This window comes from Amphritea atlantica, assembly GCF_018860855.1.
In the GTDB taxonomy this organism is placed as follows: Bacteria; Pseudomonadota; Gammaproteobacteria; order Pseudomonadales; family Balneatricaceae; genus Amphritea; species Amphritea atlantica_A.
This window is the reverse complement of the sequence record NZ_JAHKQE010000020.1, coordinates 63,865-80,635: the sequence shown is the minus strand read 5'-3', so window position 1 is coordinate 80,635 and position 16,771 is coordinate 63,865. Positions and strand designations below refer to the sequence as shown.

Annotated in this window: 14 protein-coding genes; 11 read left to right on the top strand and 3 right to left on the bottom strand. The window is 46.8% G+C overall.

Translation table 11 applies throughout. From position 1 onward, the window contains the following. Positions 1-210 precede the first annotated feature (210 nt). Positions 211-780: an NnrU family protein gene (locus KO512_RS08555; protein WP_215951917.1), complete on the top strand. Its 570-nt coding sequence runs from the start codon at positions 211-213 to the stop codon at positions 778-780. Between the two features lie 54 nt (positions 781-834). Here the strand turns inward: KO512_RS08555 and csiR are convergent, their stop codons facing one another. Continuing rightward, positions 835-1,539 (bottom strand): DNA-binding transcriptional regulator CsiR, encoded by a 705-nt coding sequence (gene csiR / locus KO512_RS08550; protein ID WP_354667739.1) that lies wholly within the window; start codon positions 1,537-1,539, stop codon positions 835-837. Between the two features lie 362 nt (positions 1,540-1,901). On the opposite strand from csiR, the gene glaH reads away from it, so the two are divergent. The 4 genes from glaH (at position 1,902) to KO512_RS08530 (ending at position 5,317) form a co-directional block, all read left to right on the top strand. Continuing rightward, the gene (glaH, locus tag KO512_RS08545) at positions 1,902-2,852 is read left to right on the top strand and encodes a glutarate dioxygenase GlaH (RefSeq protein ID WP_215951916.1); all 951 of its coding nucleotides are present in this window, start codon (positions 1,902-1,904) and stop codon (positions 2,850-2,852) included. 115 nt (positions 2,853-2,967) lie between these two features. After that, a complete protein-coding gene (lhgO, locus tag KO512_RS08540) occupies positions 2,968-4,176 on the top strand; it encodes an L-2-hydroxyglutarate oxidase (RefSeq protein WP_215951915.1) in 1,209 nt (402 codons plus the stop codon). A 178-nt stretch (positions 4,177-4,354) separates the two neighbouring features. After that, the gene (locus KO512_RS08535; RefSeq protein ID WP_215951914.1) at positions 4,355-5,002 is read left to right on the top strand and encodes a class I SAM-dependent methyltransferase; all 648 of its coding nucleotides are present in this window, start codon (positions 4,355-4,357) and stop codon (positions 5,000-5,002) included. Positions 5,003-5,068: 66 nt separating this feature from the next. Then, complete coding sequence (locus KO512_RS08530) at positions 5,069-5,317, top strand: DUF6868 family protein (protein ID WP_215951913.1); 249 nt, start codon at positions 5,069-5,071, stop codon at positions 5,315-5,317. 109 nt (positions 5,318-5,426) lie between these two features. Here KO512_RS08530 and KO512_RS08525 read toward each other — a convergent pair whose 3' ends face one another. Further along, positions 5,427-7,346 (bottom strand): putative bifunctional diguanylate cyclase/phosphodiesterase, encoded by a 1,920-nt coding sequence (locus KO512_RS08525; RefSeq protein WP_215951912.1) that lies wholly within the window; start codon positions 7,344-7,346, stop codon positions 5,427-5,429. A 452-nt stretch (positions 7,347-7,798) separates the two neighbouring features. Further along, positions 7,799-8,644, bottom strand: coding sequence for a DUF547 domain-containing protein (locus tag KO512_RS08520; protein WP_215951911.1), 846 nt, complete (start codon positions 8,642-8,644; stop codon positions 7,799-7,801). A 437-nt stretch (positions 8,645-9,081) separates the two neighbouring features. Here KO512_RS08520 and KO512_RS08515 point away from each other — a divergent pair, with 437 nt between their 5' ends. From KO512_RS08515 to KO512_RS08490, 6 genes are all read left to right on the top strand, one after another. Next, entirely contained in the window at positions 9,082-9,765 is a 684-nt protein-coding gene (locus KO512_RS08515; RefSeq protein WP_215951910.1) for a response regulator transcription factor, read from the top strand. Positions 9,766-9,774: 9 nt separating this feature from the next. Then, positions 9,775-11,202: an ATP-binding protein gene (locus tag KO512_RS08510; protein WP_215951909.1), complete on the top strand. Its 1,428-nt coding sequence runs from the start codon at positions 9,775-9,777 to the stop codon at positions 11,200-11,202. 86 nt (positions 11,203-11,288) lie between these two features. After that, positions 11,289-11,960: a YbhB/YbcL family Raf kinase inhibitor-like protein gene (locus KO512_RS08505; protein WP_215951908.1), complete on the top strand. Its 672-nt coding sequence runs from the start codon at positions 11,289-11,291 to the stop codon at positions 11,958-11,960. Positions 11,961-12,047: 87 nt separating this feature from the next. Then, entirely contained in the window at positions 12,048-13,265 is a 1,218-nt protein-coding gene (locus KO512_RS08500; RefSeq protein WP_215951907.1) for an efflux RND transporter periplasmic adaptor subunit, read from the top strand. Between the two features lie 6 nt (positions 13,266-13,271). Further along, on the top strand, positions 13,272-15,299 hold the full coding sequence (locus KO512_RS08495) for a MacB family efflux pump subunit (protein ID WP_215951906.1): 2,028 nt from the start codon (positions 13,272-13,274) through the stop codon (positions 15,297-15,299). A 16-nt stretch (positions 15,300-15,315) separates the two neighbouring features. Beyond that, positions 15,316-16,725 carry an efflux transporter outer membrane subunit gene (locus tag KO512_RS08490; RefSeq protein WP_215951905.1) on the top strand — a complete coding sequence of 470 codons (1,410 nt, stop codon included), beginning with the start codon at positions 15,316-15,318 and terminating at the stop codon, positions 16,723-16,725. The last annotated feature ends 46 nt before the right edge of the window (positions 16,726-16,771 follow it).

Below are 16,771 nucleotides of genomic sequence, written 5' to 3'. Positions count from 1 at the left end.
ATAACAAAGGTGAGTGGAGTCATTTATCGCCATAAGACTAGACTCGAAATATGAATATTAGATGACTAGCAGGTAACAGGGAGATGACATTGAATGGCTGGATTGTGATTGATTAATCGGTTAATGATGGTTATCGGTTACACTTTTATGGTTAGCTATACGCATTATTTATTAGATTTATTTAATGTACTTTTTGTACAGGGGCTAACAATGCTGGTTTTAATTTTGGGTTTGATTCTTTTTTTGGGAATTCATTCCATTTCTATTGTGGCGGAGCCATTGCGAGATCGCGCTGTTGCCATCAGTGAACTGGGTTGGAAGCTCTTTTATGCGGCAGTGTCATTGCTGGGCTTGTGGTTGATTATCAGTGGTTATAGCGCCGCGCGACTTGATCCCTATCTTATCTATGTCAGCCCTCGCTGGACGAGACATCTGGCGGCGCTGTTATTACTACCGGTGTTTGTGTTTGCTTTGGCGCCCTATTTTCCTGGGCGTATTAAACGGGTTTTAGGGCATCCACAGTTGGTGGCCGTTAAGCTCTGGGCACTATCTCATCTTTTAGTTAACGGTACATTAGCTGATCTGATTTTGTTTGGCAGCTTCTTAGCGTGGGCGGTGATTGATCGTATCTCAATGAAAAGGCGTCAACCGCGGCCAGTGCCCGGAATGCCGAAATCCTGGGTCAATGATGTGATTTTGCTAGTGGTGGGCCTAGCACTCTATGTTGTTACCGTACTGTGGGCGCACAAATGGTTAATCGGTGTAGCGCCTTTTGGTTGATAAGACTGTTTTTTGATAAAACCGTTGTAATAAGGCGAGCCTAGCTGAATAAACTCACCCTGATAGTGCTTCGAGTCCCGGCGTTTTCTCCAGTGCGCGGCTAGGGCTAAGCAGATGTTGTCGGATCAAGGTGCGGGCGGTTTCGCCTTCACCCTTGAGTAGGGCATCAATCAGTTGTTGATGCTCTTTTTGATTGGCATCGAAAACCATGCTGTTAGCCATATTCTTTTTCAGCCAGAGGTTGCGATAACGGGACGCTTTTTCATAGAGGGAGCGACGCACCTGCAGCAAGGTAGGGGAGTTACAACCTCGAGCGATCGCTGTATGAAACGCCTGATGACGTCGCTCCCACTCTTGTGGGTCTGTTTCGATCATATCGCTAAACTTTTGCATGGTATGAGCAGCGGCTAAGATACCGGCTTCCCACTCATCATCTCCTTTCTCTATCGCCAGCGCGATACAGAGGGCTTCGATTTCTGCCCGAGTCGCGTAGATATCTAGCATCTCTTCTCGAGAAACCGGATGCACTTTAAAGCCCCGTTGATTTTCAACCACCACCAACTGCTCAATCAATAGCTGCGAAAGTGCTTCGCGCAATGGACTCACACCAACCTGATAGCGCTCTTTTAGACGGTTCATTTTGAGCTTTTCGCCAGGTTCAAAGTAGCCCGTGAGAATATCCTGTTTCAGATCACCTACCACTTTCAGGGCAGAGTTATCGCCATTGTCGGGTATTGCTACGCTGCTGTACGTCATCATTGATAGGGTCTTATTCGGTTGTTTTTAAAAGGCTTATTGATGAGTTGTTTCACTCTGTACAGCCTATTTTAATTTACCGACATTTAATAGTTAAGATTAATATTTGAAAATATTGTTGACGATAAGCAAAAACATCGACATTATTGCGTTGCGTCGATGTTGGCAGTGATGCAGATCAATACAAGGATTAAATATCTGCCAAGAAAACAAAAATATTTTAAAGAACCTTATCCAAGTACCAATAACCTCGCAGGTGTTGAAGGGTATTCGGGTGCTAATCAGTAGTTTTGGTAAGCACATTTGGAAAGAGCTTTATAAAAATATTTGGTAATCAGAACGAATACAGTTTTGGAGAGAAGAAGATGACTGCTCTGTTACGTGAAGTTGAAGCGACCCAACCTAATGGTTTTTCCGTTGCCCCTTATGCTGCGAACAAGCGTTTGCAAGTTGTGACACTGACGGCGGAAACCATTGCCGCATTTGATGAGGCGATCAGTGAATGGCCTGTACAAGCGCTAGAATACAAACCGTTTCTACGCTTTGCCGTGGCGGATAAACTGGATGCGTTGACCGGATACTCACTGGGCAAGTTCTTGAATGCCACGATGCAGGATCGTAATACCGCCGCCTTCTTGCTCCAGTATGAAGGGCAACCGGCAGTCACTGAGGGTGAGTTGCGTACAGAGTTTGATATCAAACTGTCGACGGCTATCTCTCATCTGATCGGCATGCCAAATCATGATGCGATGTATGGTAAATACTATGCACGTTTCACCGTACTGAACGATGACAACTCCGATAGTTACCTGCGTCAAGCACATCGTCGTATGGAGCTGCACAATGATGGCACCTATGTGAATGAGCGCACTGATTTTGTTTTGATGCAAAAGCTCGGTGAAGCCCATATGGAAGGGGGTGATTCATTGCTGTTGCATGTGGATGATTGGGCCGAACTCGATAAGTTTTACCGTCACCCACTAGCGAAACAGGATATTGTTTGGGGTGCGCCTAAATCCAAAAATGTAGAAAGCAAAATTAAACACCCAATCTTTTTTGAAGAAGATAAAAACGGCAAGCCAAACATGCTGTTTATCGATCAATTTGCCGAGCCGCAGAATATGGCCGAAGGTCTTTATCTTTACGAGATGGGCGCGTCACTGGAAGCGGATGAAAACTTCTTCCGTGTACGTTTGCCGGTTGGTACCATGTTGGTTGCGCAAAACCATTGCTGGTTGCATGGCCGTGATAAATTTGTTGCCCATCCTCAGCTTAGCCGTGAGTTGCTGCGTCAGCGTGGTCGTTTCACTAAGTAAGGCAGGGCCGATAGACAGGGTGGGGGCGCTTAAGCGTTTCCGCCTTTTGTTGTGAGCTATGTTCAAGCGCGTTTAATAAAGCATTCCATTGATTCCAGATTTACGGGTGATAACCATGACATACGATTACATTATCATTGGCGGAGGCATCGTCGGTATGTCCACCGGTTGGCAGTTAAAACAACGCTTTCCAGACGCTAATATCCTGTTGCTGGAAAAAGAATCCGTTTATTCAAAGCATCAAACAGGGCATAACAGTGGCGTAATCCATGCGGGTGTTTATTATGCGCCTGGCAGTCTTAAAGCACAGTTCTGCAAAGCGGGTGTCGCAGCAACGATGCAGTTCTGTGATGACAATGATGTGCCCTATAACCAGTGCGGTAAGTTGCTGGTGGCCACCAACGCCTTAGAAGCCGAACGGATGCAGGCGCTGTATCAACGCTGTCATGATAATGGTATTGATGTTGAACTACTGGATGCTGAGCAGTTAAAAACCCGTGAGCCGAACATTGTCGGTGTCGGTGGCATGCTAGTAAAAGACACTGCCATTGTTAATTATCAGCAAGTGACCACTAAAATGGCCGAACGCTTTGTTGAGATGGGCGGTGATGCTCGCCTAAATCATAAGGTGATCGGTTTGCAGGAAACCGCTGATGAGGTCCGAGTCGAGGCGTTACATCAGGGTGAAACGGTTAGCTTTAAAGGTAAGTTCCTGATTACCTGTTCCGGCTTAATGGCGGATCGTACTACCAAAATGCTGGGTATCAAAACGGACTTTCAGATCATCCCATTCCGGGGCGAATATTATAAATTGCCGGATAAATACAACAGTATCGTTAATCATCTGATCTATCCTATTCCTGATCCTGAACTGCCATTTCTGGGGGTTCATCTAACGCGAATGATCGACGGCTCAGTCACTGTTGGCCCAAATGCGGTGCAAGGATGGAAGCGGGAAGGTTATGGCAAAATCAATATTAGCCTGCGGGATATCTGGGATATGGTGACCTTTCCCGGTTTTTGGCGCGTGTTGAAGGCTAATATTGGCACGGGTATTGTTGAGACTAAAAACTCCCTGTGGAAACCAGGCTATTTGAAACTGGTGCAGAAGTACTGTCCGCAATTGAAACTTGAGGATCTACAGCCTTATCCGGCGGGCATTCGTGCGCAGGCGGTGATGAACGATGGCTCGCTGGTCCATGATTTTCTTTTTGCTGAAAGTCCGCGTTCACTGCATGTGTGCAATGCACCATCACCCGCAGCTACTTCAGCAATACCTATTGGTAACTATATCTGCGATAAGATTGTAGAACAGACTAGCTAATCTATTATGGCCTTTCTATTTCTCTATAAAACGCATCTTTTGATGCGTTTTTTCGCTACTGCCTCTGTTCGCTATTTATCGTTATCTGCTGTAACCTGAAGGTTCAAAGCATATTCCTTGTGAAGTAACCGTTGTATTTCAAGCCATCTGCTATTTTTCTAACTTAGCAGGAGCTTATATGTCATTACGCGTTCGTTACGAAACCCATGAGTTTGATCAAGTTGATATCCATCTGCGAAGCCTTCGCAGCAATCAGGAATTTGAAGATGATGCTGGCGAGGCTGAAGCCTTAGGTATCTCATCCGCTACTTGGCCTTTATTTGGTATTGTCTGGCCATCGGGTAAAGTGCTTGCACACCATCTGTATCACTCCGATTTTAAAGATAAACGCATACTGGAGGTCGGCTGTGGCATTGGCCTTACCAGTATTTTGTTGAATCATCTCCATGCGGATATCACCGCCACCGATTACCACCCCCGCGCTGAAAGCTTTATGCAGTGTAATACCGATCTCAATAATGACCCACGGGTGCCTTTTGTCCGCACCGGCTGGGCCGATCCTGAAACTGATTTAGGGAAATTTGATCTGATTATCGGTAGCGATCTTCTCTATGAAGATGAGCACGTGAAACAGTTGGCCGGCTTTATCTGTCAGCATAGTAAGCCTGAAGGTGAGGTGGTACTGGTGGATCCCGGCCGTGGACGACATGCCCGTTTTAGTAAAGCGATGGAAGAGGCCGGTTTTACACTATCAATCGACCGCCCAGGACAGCCTGACTTTATGGATAATCCGTTTAAAGGGGTTATTCTTAGCTACTCACGCTGAGTCATCTACGACCCTCTCAGGTATAAGCTCTGTTGCTAGACCCGTTAGTCCATAAGGAACACCATTATGATGACACTATCACAACTGACAGAGCTGCTTGGATGGGCCTCCCTTCTAAATATCGGAATGTTGGTTTTTGTTAGCGCGGTGCTGGTTTATATGAGGCCGTTGATCACTTCCATTCATAGCAAAATGTTTGGTATCTCAAACAATGAGCTAGCCATTATCTACTTTAAGTATCTAGCTAATTACAAAACGTTATCGCTTATCTTTTTCATCGTGCCCTATATCGCCCTTAAGATAATGGGACAGTAACCGATTAGCGGGTGACTGAGAGGCATCATAGCGTTTACTTTGCGGCCTCTGAGTTTGCGATTGAAGTGTTGTTATAAGCAACCTATGACATGATGATTCATCATGCTGTTTAGTTGAACCGTTTGAAAAGATCGAATTCACTAGGCGGGACAGGTTTTTGGAATAGGTAGCCCTGACCATATTGGCAGTTTAGGTTTTTGAGATACTCATAACAGCTCTTTGTTTCGATACCTTCGGCAATAATTTCCATATTGAGTTCATGCCCCATAGCAATAATGGTTGATGCAATCGTGGTATTAGCGGGCATAAAACTTTTATCAATCTTTAACACGTCGAAGGGTAAGTCTTTCAGGTAACTTAAACAGGAATAACCTGTACCAAAGTCATCTAGCAGTAATCGAGTACCCAACTCATCCAGTTCATGCAGCGTGGCAACACTGTATTGATCTTCAGAAATAACACTGTTTTCTGTGATTTCAATGTGGATACAATCTGCGGGTAAAGAAAAACGGGTTAACAGATCCGCTAAGCGTTTAGTAAACAGTGGATCTTTCAATTGATGGGAAGACACATTAATGGCCATTGCATGGTTGATGGCACCTGCGTCGTGCCAAATTCTACATTGCCTACACGCTTGTTGCAGCACCCAGTTACCAATATCAATGATCTGACCTGAGTTTTCTGCAATAGGAATAAACTCATCAGGCCCAATGATCTCATTCTCGGCGTTCGTCCAGCGTAAGAGAGCTTCGCTACCGACGGTGCTGCCGTCTGCCAGTTTGACCACGGGTTGGTAAACTAGGTGGAATTCATTATTGTTAATGGCTTGGTGAAGTTGGTTAACGATGCTGAGTTTACGGTTTTGCTTAATGGCCGTTTGTTTGTCGTAGGCTTGAGACTGATTTTTGCCCGCATTTTTGGCTTGATACATCGCGGTATCTGCATGCTTTAGTAAAGCGGTGGCGTTTTCGCCGTTTCGGGGATAGCAGGCAATGCCGATACTCGCCGTAATATACGATTCAATGTCCATTAGCTTGACCGGTTTACTGATCGCATCGATAATTCGGCGAGCTATGATATCGGCGGTTTCAATGGATTCAAAACAATCTGTCACGGCGACAAATTCATCCCCGCCAAAACGGACCACTGAATCGTTTTCTCTCAGGGTATGTGCGATACGTTTACCCATCTCGATTAGGAGCAGGTCGCCCACGGTATGGCCTAGGGTATCGTTGATATCTTTAAACTGGTCAAGGTCTATAAACATAACCGCAAACTGTGACTTGCTCCGGCTTGATCTGGCAATAGCGGTGTTTATTGTATGCTCGAGTGAATTTCTATTCGGTAAGCCGGTTAATGTGTCGTTATAGGCCAGTTGCTTATTGCGCTCCTCGCTTTTTGCGAGGGCGTTCATCGCCTCTTCTCTCTTTGTGAGTACGATGGATACTGCGCGAGACAGCAGCACTGTAAAAAACAAAACGATAATTGAAGATAAAATGATAATTCCGATAGTTGTTTTGGCTATGAAATTGGCGGTCTTTTCAACCGGTATTTCAAATCGGCTTGAGTTCGTTCTGAATTCACCAAGCGCCTTTAGCAACTGAGTTTGTAGCGTCTGTATACTGATAGCACCATTTTCATAGCGAGTGAGTGCTTCAAGGGTTTCGTCGGCGCTTTTGACATCACTTTCACAAATGGTAATGACTGACTCGGTATCAATCAAACGCATTAGCAGCCGATCAGCGCTATTAATGATGGATAAGCATTCGGTCGGTTGATTGCGAATATCAATAATAGCGGCACGAATTTGGTTGATATCAATGGGCGTTTCTGTTTCGAGTAGCTTTGTCGGTTCGTAAATTAAACCGGTTAAAGCAGCCGTGTGTTTGAAGTGACGCATATTGAGTTGATGAAAATAATTACTGTGATTGAGCGTCAGAAATCCCCATATCAACAGTAACGAGAATAAAAAGAAAATCAGTGTTAAGAAGGGCAGTGCTTTTTTGATCCAACTGTTTTTCAATGTCATTGAGTATTGGGCTCGATGAAATACTGCATGAATAGGAGGTAAGCTATGCTCTTTTAGAGAGCTTATTTTTATAAATCATGCTCTGAACTCTTTATGAGTTAGAACGTTAGTGTGTTTCTTTCGAACTCACCATTATGTATAGCACACTATACGGTAAAAGCGAGGAAAGCGGCGGCCTGTCCCCCATTCTGCTCGTTATGAAAGCGCTAGCGGAATCTGGGCAAAATGCTGTAGAAGTGATGGATGCGGCTGTAGATATTGCAAGCGTTTCGGTTGTTGAGACACAGAAGGGGTTGGTAAACATCAACAAAGAGACGCTCACCAGAAGTGCAGTACTGTGGAGGAGTGAGAGTGCAGTCGCTCTTATGGCCTTTTCTGCTAGAAAAGGCCATTTAGCGGGTTAAATTCGGCGCAGTCATGCCTTAGCGGTTAGCCGCTAAGACAGGCTGAGGTTAACGTACCTCATTCAGCTGCCAATCGTATTGATCATCTGAAATCTCTTGAATAGCGGCGAGTTGCTGTTTAAGAGGCGCTTTGGCGTACTGCTTTAAGTGTTCGATAATCTGTGTATCACTGCTACCAAAATCTTCTTTAAACCAGTTATAGATACTCGATACGGTTAATTCATCGCTATTAACGCTAACCCCGCGCGGATGATTGATAAAGTCGCTTGCTGCCTGTTCTAACTGTTGTTCCATGTTTTCTGCTGTATAAGCTTTGTTACTCAGGTTTGGGCAGCCAAGGGAAGCACAGTTAACGGCGTAATGGGTTCTAGGGTCATTCCAGATAGGGCGCAGAATACGGTGTTCTATATCATTAAGGCTGATAGGCTGTTGCTCCACCGTAACCAGTTGCTCTTCCCACGGACCTCGAGTGAAGAAGCCAGAGAGTTTTATATCCATAATGGATTTGACTGGGTAGTGGTCGAGAACCACATCGATGGTCAACGCATTGTATAGATTGGTCCAGTAGGCCCGTTGCTGGTCACGGTTATATTCACTAATGGGCAGAGCGGTGAGCTTGGCAATGTAAGCCTTTAATGTCTGTTTATCACTGGGAGTGACTTTAGCGTAGTTGAAGGTATTAATTCCTCGTATCGCGGCAGTGCTGTCATTATTGGTCACGATATAGGTTGACAGAAAACGATCCCATTCAGTGTGTGTAATAACCGTTTTGCTCTGTGGGTTCTGTTGTTGCCAGTGTTCCCATAGTTCGGCTTTGGGTGCAGCGTAGGTGTTGAGGGAGAGTACTGCTGCAAAGCAGAGAACACAGCAAGCGAGGCGTTTGATTAATGTCATTTAGGTTAGCTCTTGTTTTAACGATCACATAAAAAAGGTTACTAATTGAAGACAGCGCTTGATCGATTAAATTCAGTTTTTTATGGGTTGTTCGTCGTGCTAATCCATTATTAATCAAGCTGTACAGAGGATTCATATAAGCAGTGCGGATAGGCCATTGGGAATCAAAAGCAACGTTATGATCCATTTTTAAATAAGGCTATTGAGTGAGCAGTTATAGATAGTAAGGTTTAACTGGGTATTGTTTTTCTTTGTCTGAGCCTTTTCTGCAATTGCTAGGAAGCATCTCAAGGGCCGGTTTAAATGCATCGACGATGGATAGGGCAACCCGTGGCGTCAGCGAATAGCCTTATCTAAAATGACAAATTTGTCATATTGATTGCGGTTGCAATAGCTCAGCTGAGATACTTGTTTGAGTCATTTAAGGATGAGTCTCAATGAATCTGTTGCTAGTCGAAGATGAACAAAAAATTGCTGATTTTATTTGTGAAGGTTTACGGGCAAAAAATTTCAGCGTTACCCACTGTGCCGATGGCCATAAGGGGTATGAGGCTGCAAGCAGTCAGGCTTTCGATGTTATTATTCTCGATATTATGCTGCCGGGCCGCGATGGGCTGGATATTTTGGCCTCCCTTCGACAAATCGGGGTTGAGACGCCGGTTATTCTGCTGACGGCTCGAAATGAGTTAGGTGATCGTGTGCAGGGCTTAGAGATGGGGGCCGATGATTATTTGGCCAAACCTTTCTATGTGGAAGAGTTGAATGCGCGGATTCAAGCGTTACTGAGACGCCATAGCGGCAGAGCACAGCATCTGCTGGAAGTTGGTTCGCTGCAATTGGATTGCATCAATCGCAGTCTTCATTGCCAGGGGCAATCGGTGGAACTCACCAGCCGCGAATTTAGCCTGCTTGAATATTTGATGCGCTCGCCCAATCAAGTCTTAACGCGGGGCCAGTTGTTGGAACATGTTTGGGGTTACGATTTTGATCCCTGCACCAATGTAGTGGATGTCTGTATTAAGCGCATTCGTCGTAAAATCGCATCATTGGAAGGGGCCGGCAAGATGGTCGGCGCGATTGAATCCGTGCGCGGTACGGGCTACCGTTTGAGCGCAGGCTGAGGGGCTAGCATGTATTTTCGCACACGGATTATTACCATCTCCCTGCTAACGGTGAGCGCAGTGCTGGCGATTGTGATCACCCTGAGCTGGTCACGCATTATGCAAGTCGAGTTTAATCGCCTTGATGACCGACTGTGTATGGAAGCAAGGCGACTGATTCCACGGTTTGATGCCGATGGTTCTCCTCTTTATCGACCGATTTCAAGTACGGGAAAGCCTTCAGATAGTCAGATTATTGCTGACTTAGTCAATAAACTAAGAGTTAGCTCACCAAATGAGGTCATGATCTATCTCGATGCTGGTGACGCTGGTGTTGTGAGAACATCTGAGGGTGTTGATATCAACGCGATTATCAGCAACATCAATTGGGCTAGCGCCGATCAGTTAGAATTAGCCGATAAAAACCAAGCCAAAGCCTATTGTCGAGTAGCCTTTTTTGAACATGAAGAGAAGCAATGGCTCGGTGCGCTGTTAAAGGTTCGAGACTATCAGAGCTTTATCGGCATTGATGTGGCAGCCAGCACCCGGGAGTTAAAAAGCACCCTGCGTGAGGCGTTGGTTGTTGTGATTCCATTCTCTTTTTTGCTCAGTCTGTTGGGCTCTTGGCTGATCGCGAGTCATACCCTTCGGCCGATCAATCGTCTGCATCGTTCCATGGATCGGGTGACCGAGAAAGATCTGAGCCACCGCTTGCCTGAGCATAAAGAAGACAAAGAGTTTCAGCGTTTAATTGAGGCTTACAATACAATGCTCGATCGGCTTGAGGATAGCTTTCAGCAAATCTCACGCTTTACTGCCGATGCCGCTCATGAATTAAAAACACCGCTGACCGTTTTAAGAGGCAAGCTGGAACAAGCGGTGCTCGCTGAAAATTCATCGCAGTTAGACCTCAATGCCATTCTTGATGAAGTCGGGCACCTCTCGGCGATCACGCGTAAATTGCTGCTTTTGTCACAAGCAGACTCCGGCTCTATGGCACTTCATCTGGAACCGATTAATATGACCGATCTATTAGATGAACTAACCGCCGATATGGAGCTGTTGTCCGAAGCGTTAGTGCTGCATTGCTCGATCGAGCAAGGCCTAATAACACAAGGCGATAGTGTCTTGCTGACGCAGCTGCTGAATAATTTACTCGTTAATGTGATGCGCTATTGCCTGCCAGAAAAAGGCGTTACGATTAACGCCAGCGAAAACGGCTCGACCATTGAGGTGGTGATCAGCAACGCCTGTTTACCACTGTCAGAACAGGTGAGAAGTCAGCTATTCGAGCGTTTTTACCGTGGCGAGTCCGCACAAATTCAAGGTGTTTCTGGTAGTGGTCTTGGGTTGAGCTTGGCGCGCGAGATAGCCCGTGCCCACGGTGGCGATCTTTCACTTGAGCCCAGCGCGCAAGATGTTGTGATGATGAGATTAGTGTTGCCCATCGTTAAATGACAGCATTGTCATCCATCCCAGCCGTCTAATCGTTAGACTTAAGTTAACTGATAAAATCGTTACCTTAATGACTAAAGAGATTAGCCATGCAGACGAAAAAATTTGTTCTATTGACTCTCGTTACCTCGATACTGCTGGTGTCTGGGGCTCAGGCTCATGACTCCCTCGAACTTAGCAGCTCTGAGTTTGTTGATGAAGGACGCTTACCCGTTAAGTTTACCTGTGAAGGTGAGGGTATATCGCCACCGTTAAGTTGGCGTGGAGTACCGCAGGGTACAGAGTCTTTGGTCATTATTATGGATCATATGCCGATGTCTAAACCTGAGCCTAAAGTGGCCAAGTACCCAGCCGGCAGCCCAGACCCTCAGGCGGGTCATGATGAAAACTATCCCGCACAGGTCACTCCCGCTCCTCTTCCCTCACATAAGCCAAACAAGCCGGAAGGATTGCGTTGGTATTGGGGGATGTACAACGTGCCCGCCACGGTGTCGGGTATTCAAGCTGGACAAGTTGCCGGCGCGTTGGGCAGCAATGTTGTGAATCGGAAAAATGAGTACGCACCACCCTGTTCCAAAGGGCCTGGAGTGAAGAACTACAGCTTTCATCTCTATGCACTGTCAACGTTTTTAGCGGTGCCAGAGTCCGATAATGTGTCCGCTGCGGTGCTGCGAAACAAGATGCAAGGTTTGGTGCTGGGGTCTGATTCCCTCACTGTTAGTTTTGAACGATATGTTGAAACGCAGAAGCCGGTTCATTGAAAATCGTCACGCCAATCAGTGGTGACTATTGTATAAACCTGTTTGTGTTCACGAAGTTGAATCGTCACAAGATCTCAAGAGATTGATATGAAAAAGAAGATGAAATACACGTTGATCGTCCTGCTTCTGATTGTGGCTGTCGCCATCGGGGTTGGTTATAAATACACCTTGGCACAGCAGGTTCAGCCTGCCTATATCACGGATGTTGTTAGGCGAGGTAACATCGAAAATGTGGTGCTGACCAACGGGGTTTTGTATCCGTCAAAATTGGTGAGTGTAGGTTCTCAGGTGTCTGGCTTGATCGAAAAAATCGATATTCAGGTGGGCGATACGTTAAAAAAGGGTGAGCTTATTGCTCAGATCGATAATCTGACACAGCAAAATGCGCTGAAAGAAGCGCAAGCATCACTCAAGAGCATTAATGCTCAATACAAAGCAAAACAAGCGCAGATTAAAGCCGCAGAAGCCGAGTTTAAACGTAAGCAAAAACTACTGGTGGATGGCGCTACTTCGCAAGCGGAATACGATACGGCGGAATCATCATTGGCAGTCTATCGGGCAGAACTGGACCAACTGAGCGCCGAGAAAGAAAAATCGATTATCAGCGTGGATAATGCCAAGCTCGATCTAGGTTACACCACCATTTCATCGCCCATTGATGGCACGGTGGTTTATGTCTCTGTCGAAGAGGGCCAGACGGTTAATAACAATCAGGGGACGCCCAGTATTATCGAGCTGGCACAGCTGGATGTGATGACCATCAAGGCGCAGGTGTCTGAAGCCGACATCATTAATGTGGCTGCTGGGCAGGAAGTTTATTTTACCATTTTGGGGGCGACGGATAAGAAGTATCACGGTGTTTTACGGGCGATTGAACCCGGCCCTACCTTGCTCAGCGGTGATGATAGCGATCTAACGATTGGTGATGATGAGGCGATCTATTACAACGCTCTGTTTGATGTGGAAAACCCCGACAACCTGTTGCGTTTCGGTATGACTGCGCAGGTCTCTATTATTTTAGCGCGGGCAGCGGAAGCGTTATTGGTGCCTTCGCAGGTGTTAGTCGCCAAGCGGGGGTCAAAGAGCGCTTATCAGGTGCTGGTGAAAAACAAGGATGAGGTGGAATACCGCGATGTGACGGTGGGCATCAATAATAAAGTCTACGCGCAAATCTTGTCAGGCCTTAACGAAACAGATGAAATCGTTATTGGTCAGTCGTCCAGCGGTAGCAGTGCCAAGGCGAGCGCTGGCGGCCTGGCGAGTGGGTTGATGGGGCAAACTCGGCCCGGCTCAGGTAGAAGGTGATAACCCATGACTGAAGCACTGTTAAATGTAGTGGGTGTCAGCCGTAGCTTTTCTGCCGGAGAAGACGAACTGACGGTTTTGAAGGAGATTAATCTTCAGATTAATCGCGGCGAGATGGTGGCGATTATCGGCGCCTCTGGCTCGGGAAAATCGACCCTGATGAATATCCTTGGCTGCTTGGATAAACCCAATAAAGGGCATTACTTCATCAATGGCCAAGATACCTCGGCGATGGATGAAAATGAGCTGGCGGCGCTACGGCGTGAATACTTCGGCTTTATTTTCCAGCGTTATCATCTGTTGGGTGATTTAACCGCCTTGGGTAACGTCGAAGTGCCGGCACTCTATGCGAATGAAGGGCCTAATGAGCGGCAGAAAAAAGCGAAACAGTTACTCACTCGGTTGGGATTAAGTGATCGCTTAGAGCATAAGCCAAATCAACTGAGTGGTGGCCAGCAGCAGCGGGTTAGTGTCGCTAGGGCGCTGATCAATGGCGGAGATGTGATCCTCGCGGATGAGCCGACCGGCGCGTTAGACAGCAGCAGCGGCGAAGAGATGATGAAGCTGCTGCGTGAGCTACACCGTGATGGCCACACCATTATTTTGGTAACACATGATCCGCATATTGCCGAGTTTGCCGATCGTGTCATTGAGATCAAAGATGGCGAGATCATTGGCGATACGCTCAATACTAAAATCAATGACGATCAATCGAGTGATAGCGCGGCAGAGGACGCATCGCTGTCTGCAATCGAGCTTGACGATCATAAGCCACAAGCCGATCAACAAACAATTAAGCCGCCAGCGGTTAAGCACCGTAGGTTGGCGCGCACGCTTAACTGGTCACGTTACCTTGAAGCGTTAAAAATGGCGCTGGTTGGAATGACGAATAATCGGCTGCGCACATTTTTGACCATGCTAGGCATTATTATTGGTATTGCTTCTGTGGTGTCGGTGGTTGCACTAGGGGCCGGATCGCAGCAGTCGATTATGGATAATATCGCCTCTATGGGGACCAACACCATTGAGATAAAGCCCGGGACCGGTCGCGGTGATCGGCGTTCTGGGCGGATTCGTACACTAACGGCGGCGGATGCCAATGCACTGAAAAGCTTATCCTTTGTCGATAGTGTTACACCAACGGTGAGAGCGAATGTGGCAATTCGCTATTCCAGTGAAACGGTAAGCGGTTCAGTGCAGGGGGTTGGCACGGATTACTTCCGTGTGCGCGGTTATAGCTTGGCGCAGGGACAGTTTTTTGCGGAAGACAGTGTCGTCGCGATGGAGCAGGTGGCGGTCATAGACGAAAACACCGAGCAAGCGCTTTTTTCTGAAGGGGATGCACTGGGTAGCGTTATCTTTCTTGGTCACCTGCCGGTACGGGTGATTGGCGTAACACAACCCATTGAAAGTGTTTCTAGTAACAGTGATGAACTGAATGTTTGGTTACCTTATACCACCGTATCAGGGCGTATTTTTCGGCAAAACTATGTCGACGATATCACCGTTAGAGTGGATGAAAATGTCGAGAGTGAGTTGGCAGAGCAGGGCATTATTAGTCTGCTAACGATGCGTCATGACACGGTGGATTTCTTTACGATCAATACCGACACCATCCGCAAAAGTATTGAGAAAACATCGGATACCATGACCATGCTTATTTCGGCTATCGCTTTCATCTCACTGCTGGTGGGCGGCATTGGAGTGATGAATATTATGTTGGTCTCCGTTACCGAGCGAACACGCGAGATCGGTATCCGTATCGCCGTCGGTGCTAGGCAGACCGATATCATGTGGCAGTTTTTAATCGAAGCGGTGCTGGTTTGCTTTTGTGGTGGTGCGTTAGGGATAGGGCTGGCTTATCTCGTTGGTATCATCTTTAGCTATAGCGGTAGCGATTTTCAGATGATCTATTCCGGTACCTCTATCGTGGCGGCGTTTACCTGCTCGACCTTAATTGGCATTCTGTTTGGCTATCTGCCTGCCCGTAATGCCGCACGACTTAACCCTATTGAGGCACTTTCCCGAGATTAGGGTGAAGGATATTAAAATGAAAATTGTCAACAAAATCTCTACCGTCATGCTGTTATGCGTACTTGGGTTATCTGGGTGTAGTTCAATGCGCAGTGAGTATCAGCCGCCAGAGTTAGATGTTCCAGAAAGCTGGTCCCAGTCTCAAGTGCAAGCGAGCGCAACCGTGGCGCGCCCTGACGCTTGGTGGACGTTATTTGAAGACCCACAGTTAAATCGGTTGATCGATCAGGTATTGGCGTCCAATAGTGATTTGGCAAAAGCGACGCTGACGTTAAAGAGAGCACGGCTGGAGGCCGGTGTCAGTGAAAATAACAAAGTACCAAGCATCAGCGCTTCGCAGTCCTCGTCACAGGAATATGATATTGACGCAGATAGCTCCGATAGTAGTTTTGGTTTGAGCTTATCTCTAGCCTATGAACTGGATCTTTGGGGACGGGTGGATGCGGTGGCCGATGCCGCTGAATGGACCGCCAGCGCGCGTTATGAAGATCGTGAGAATACCGCCCACAACCTCGTCGTAACAACGGCGACGCTGTATTGGAAAGTCGCCTATCTCAATCAGGTGATTGCGCTTAGGGAGCAGACCATCGCCGATACTGAACGGGTCGTTATGCTGACACAAAACAAATATGAGGTTGGCGCAGAGAGCCGTCTGGCGGTGTTAGAGTCAACCCAGTCGCTGTATAACCAGCGGGTGGAACTGAGTCAATTGCAACAAACGCTATCAGAAACGCAAAATGCGATCTCCATTCTGCTTAATCAGCCTTTGCAAGACGCTGGTATAAACGTCGATCGATTACCGGCTCAACTTATCCCTGATATTGAGGCGGGGATTCCGGCGGATCTGCTGTTGCGCAGACCGGATGTTAAAGCCAGTTTGTATGCACTGAAATCCACGCTAGCGTCTAAAGATGCGTTAGATGCCAGCTATATGCCGACCTTTACCCTAACCGGATCGCTAAACACCTCATCTTCAAGCTTATTGAATTTATTGCAAAACCCGGTTGCTACGTTGGGTAGCGGTATTGTTTTGCCCTTCTTAGAGTGGCAGGAGATGACATTAAACAAAGATATTTCTGAAGTCGATTATCAGCTGGCGGTGGTGGATTATCGAGATACGATTTATCAAGCATTCGAAGAGGTGGCGAACCTGTTGACAGCTAAACAACATTTCGGATATCAGGGGGATGTTTATCAAGCGCAGTATACTAACGCGCAAGCAATTGAGGCGATCTACGGTAGCCGCTATCAACAGGGGGAGAGTGATATCATCGATTGGATCAGCGCGATGGAATCGAGACGCAGTATCGAAACATCACTGTTGGAAAACCGCTATAACCAATTCGTCATTCAGGCAAAACTTTATCAATCACTCGGTGGTGGTGATATAGCGTCAGAGGCTGAAGTTGTTCAAACGGGCAGATAACAATAGCCTGTCGTTCGTGCTTAAGCGTGATCGTCAAACAGCGCTA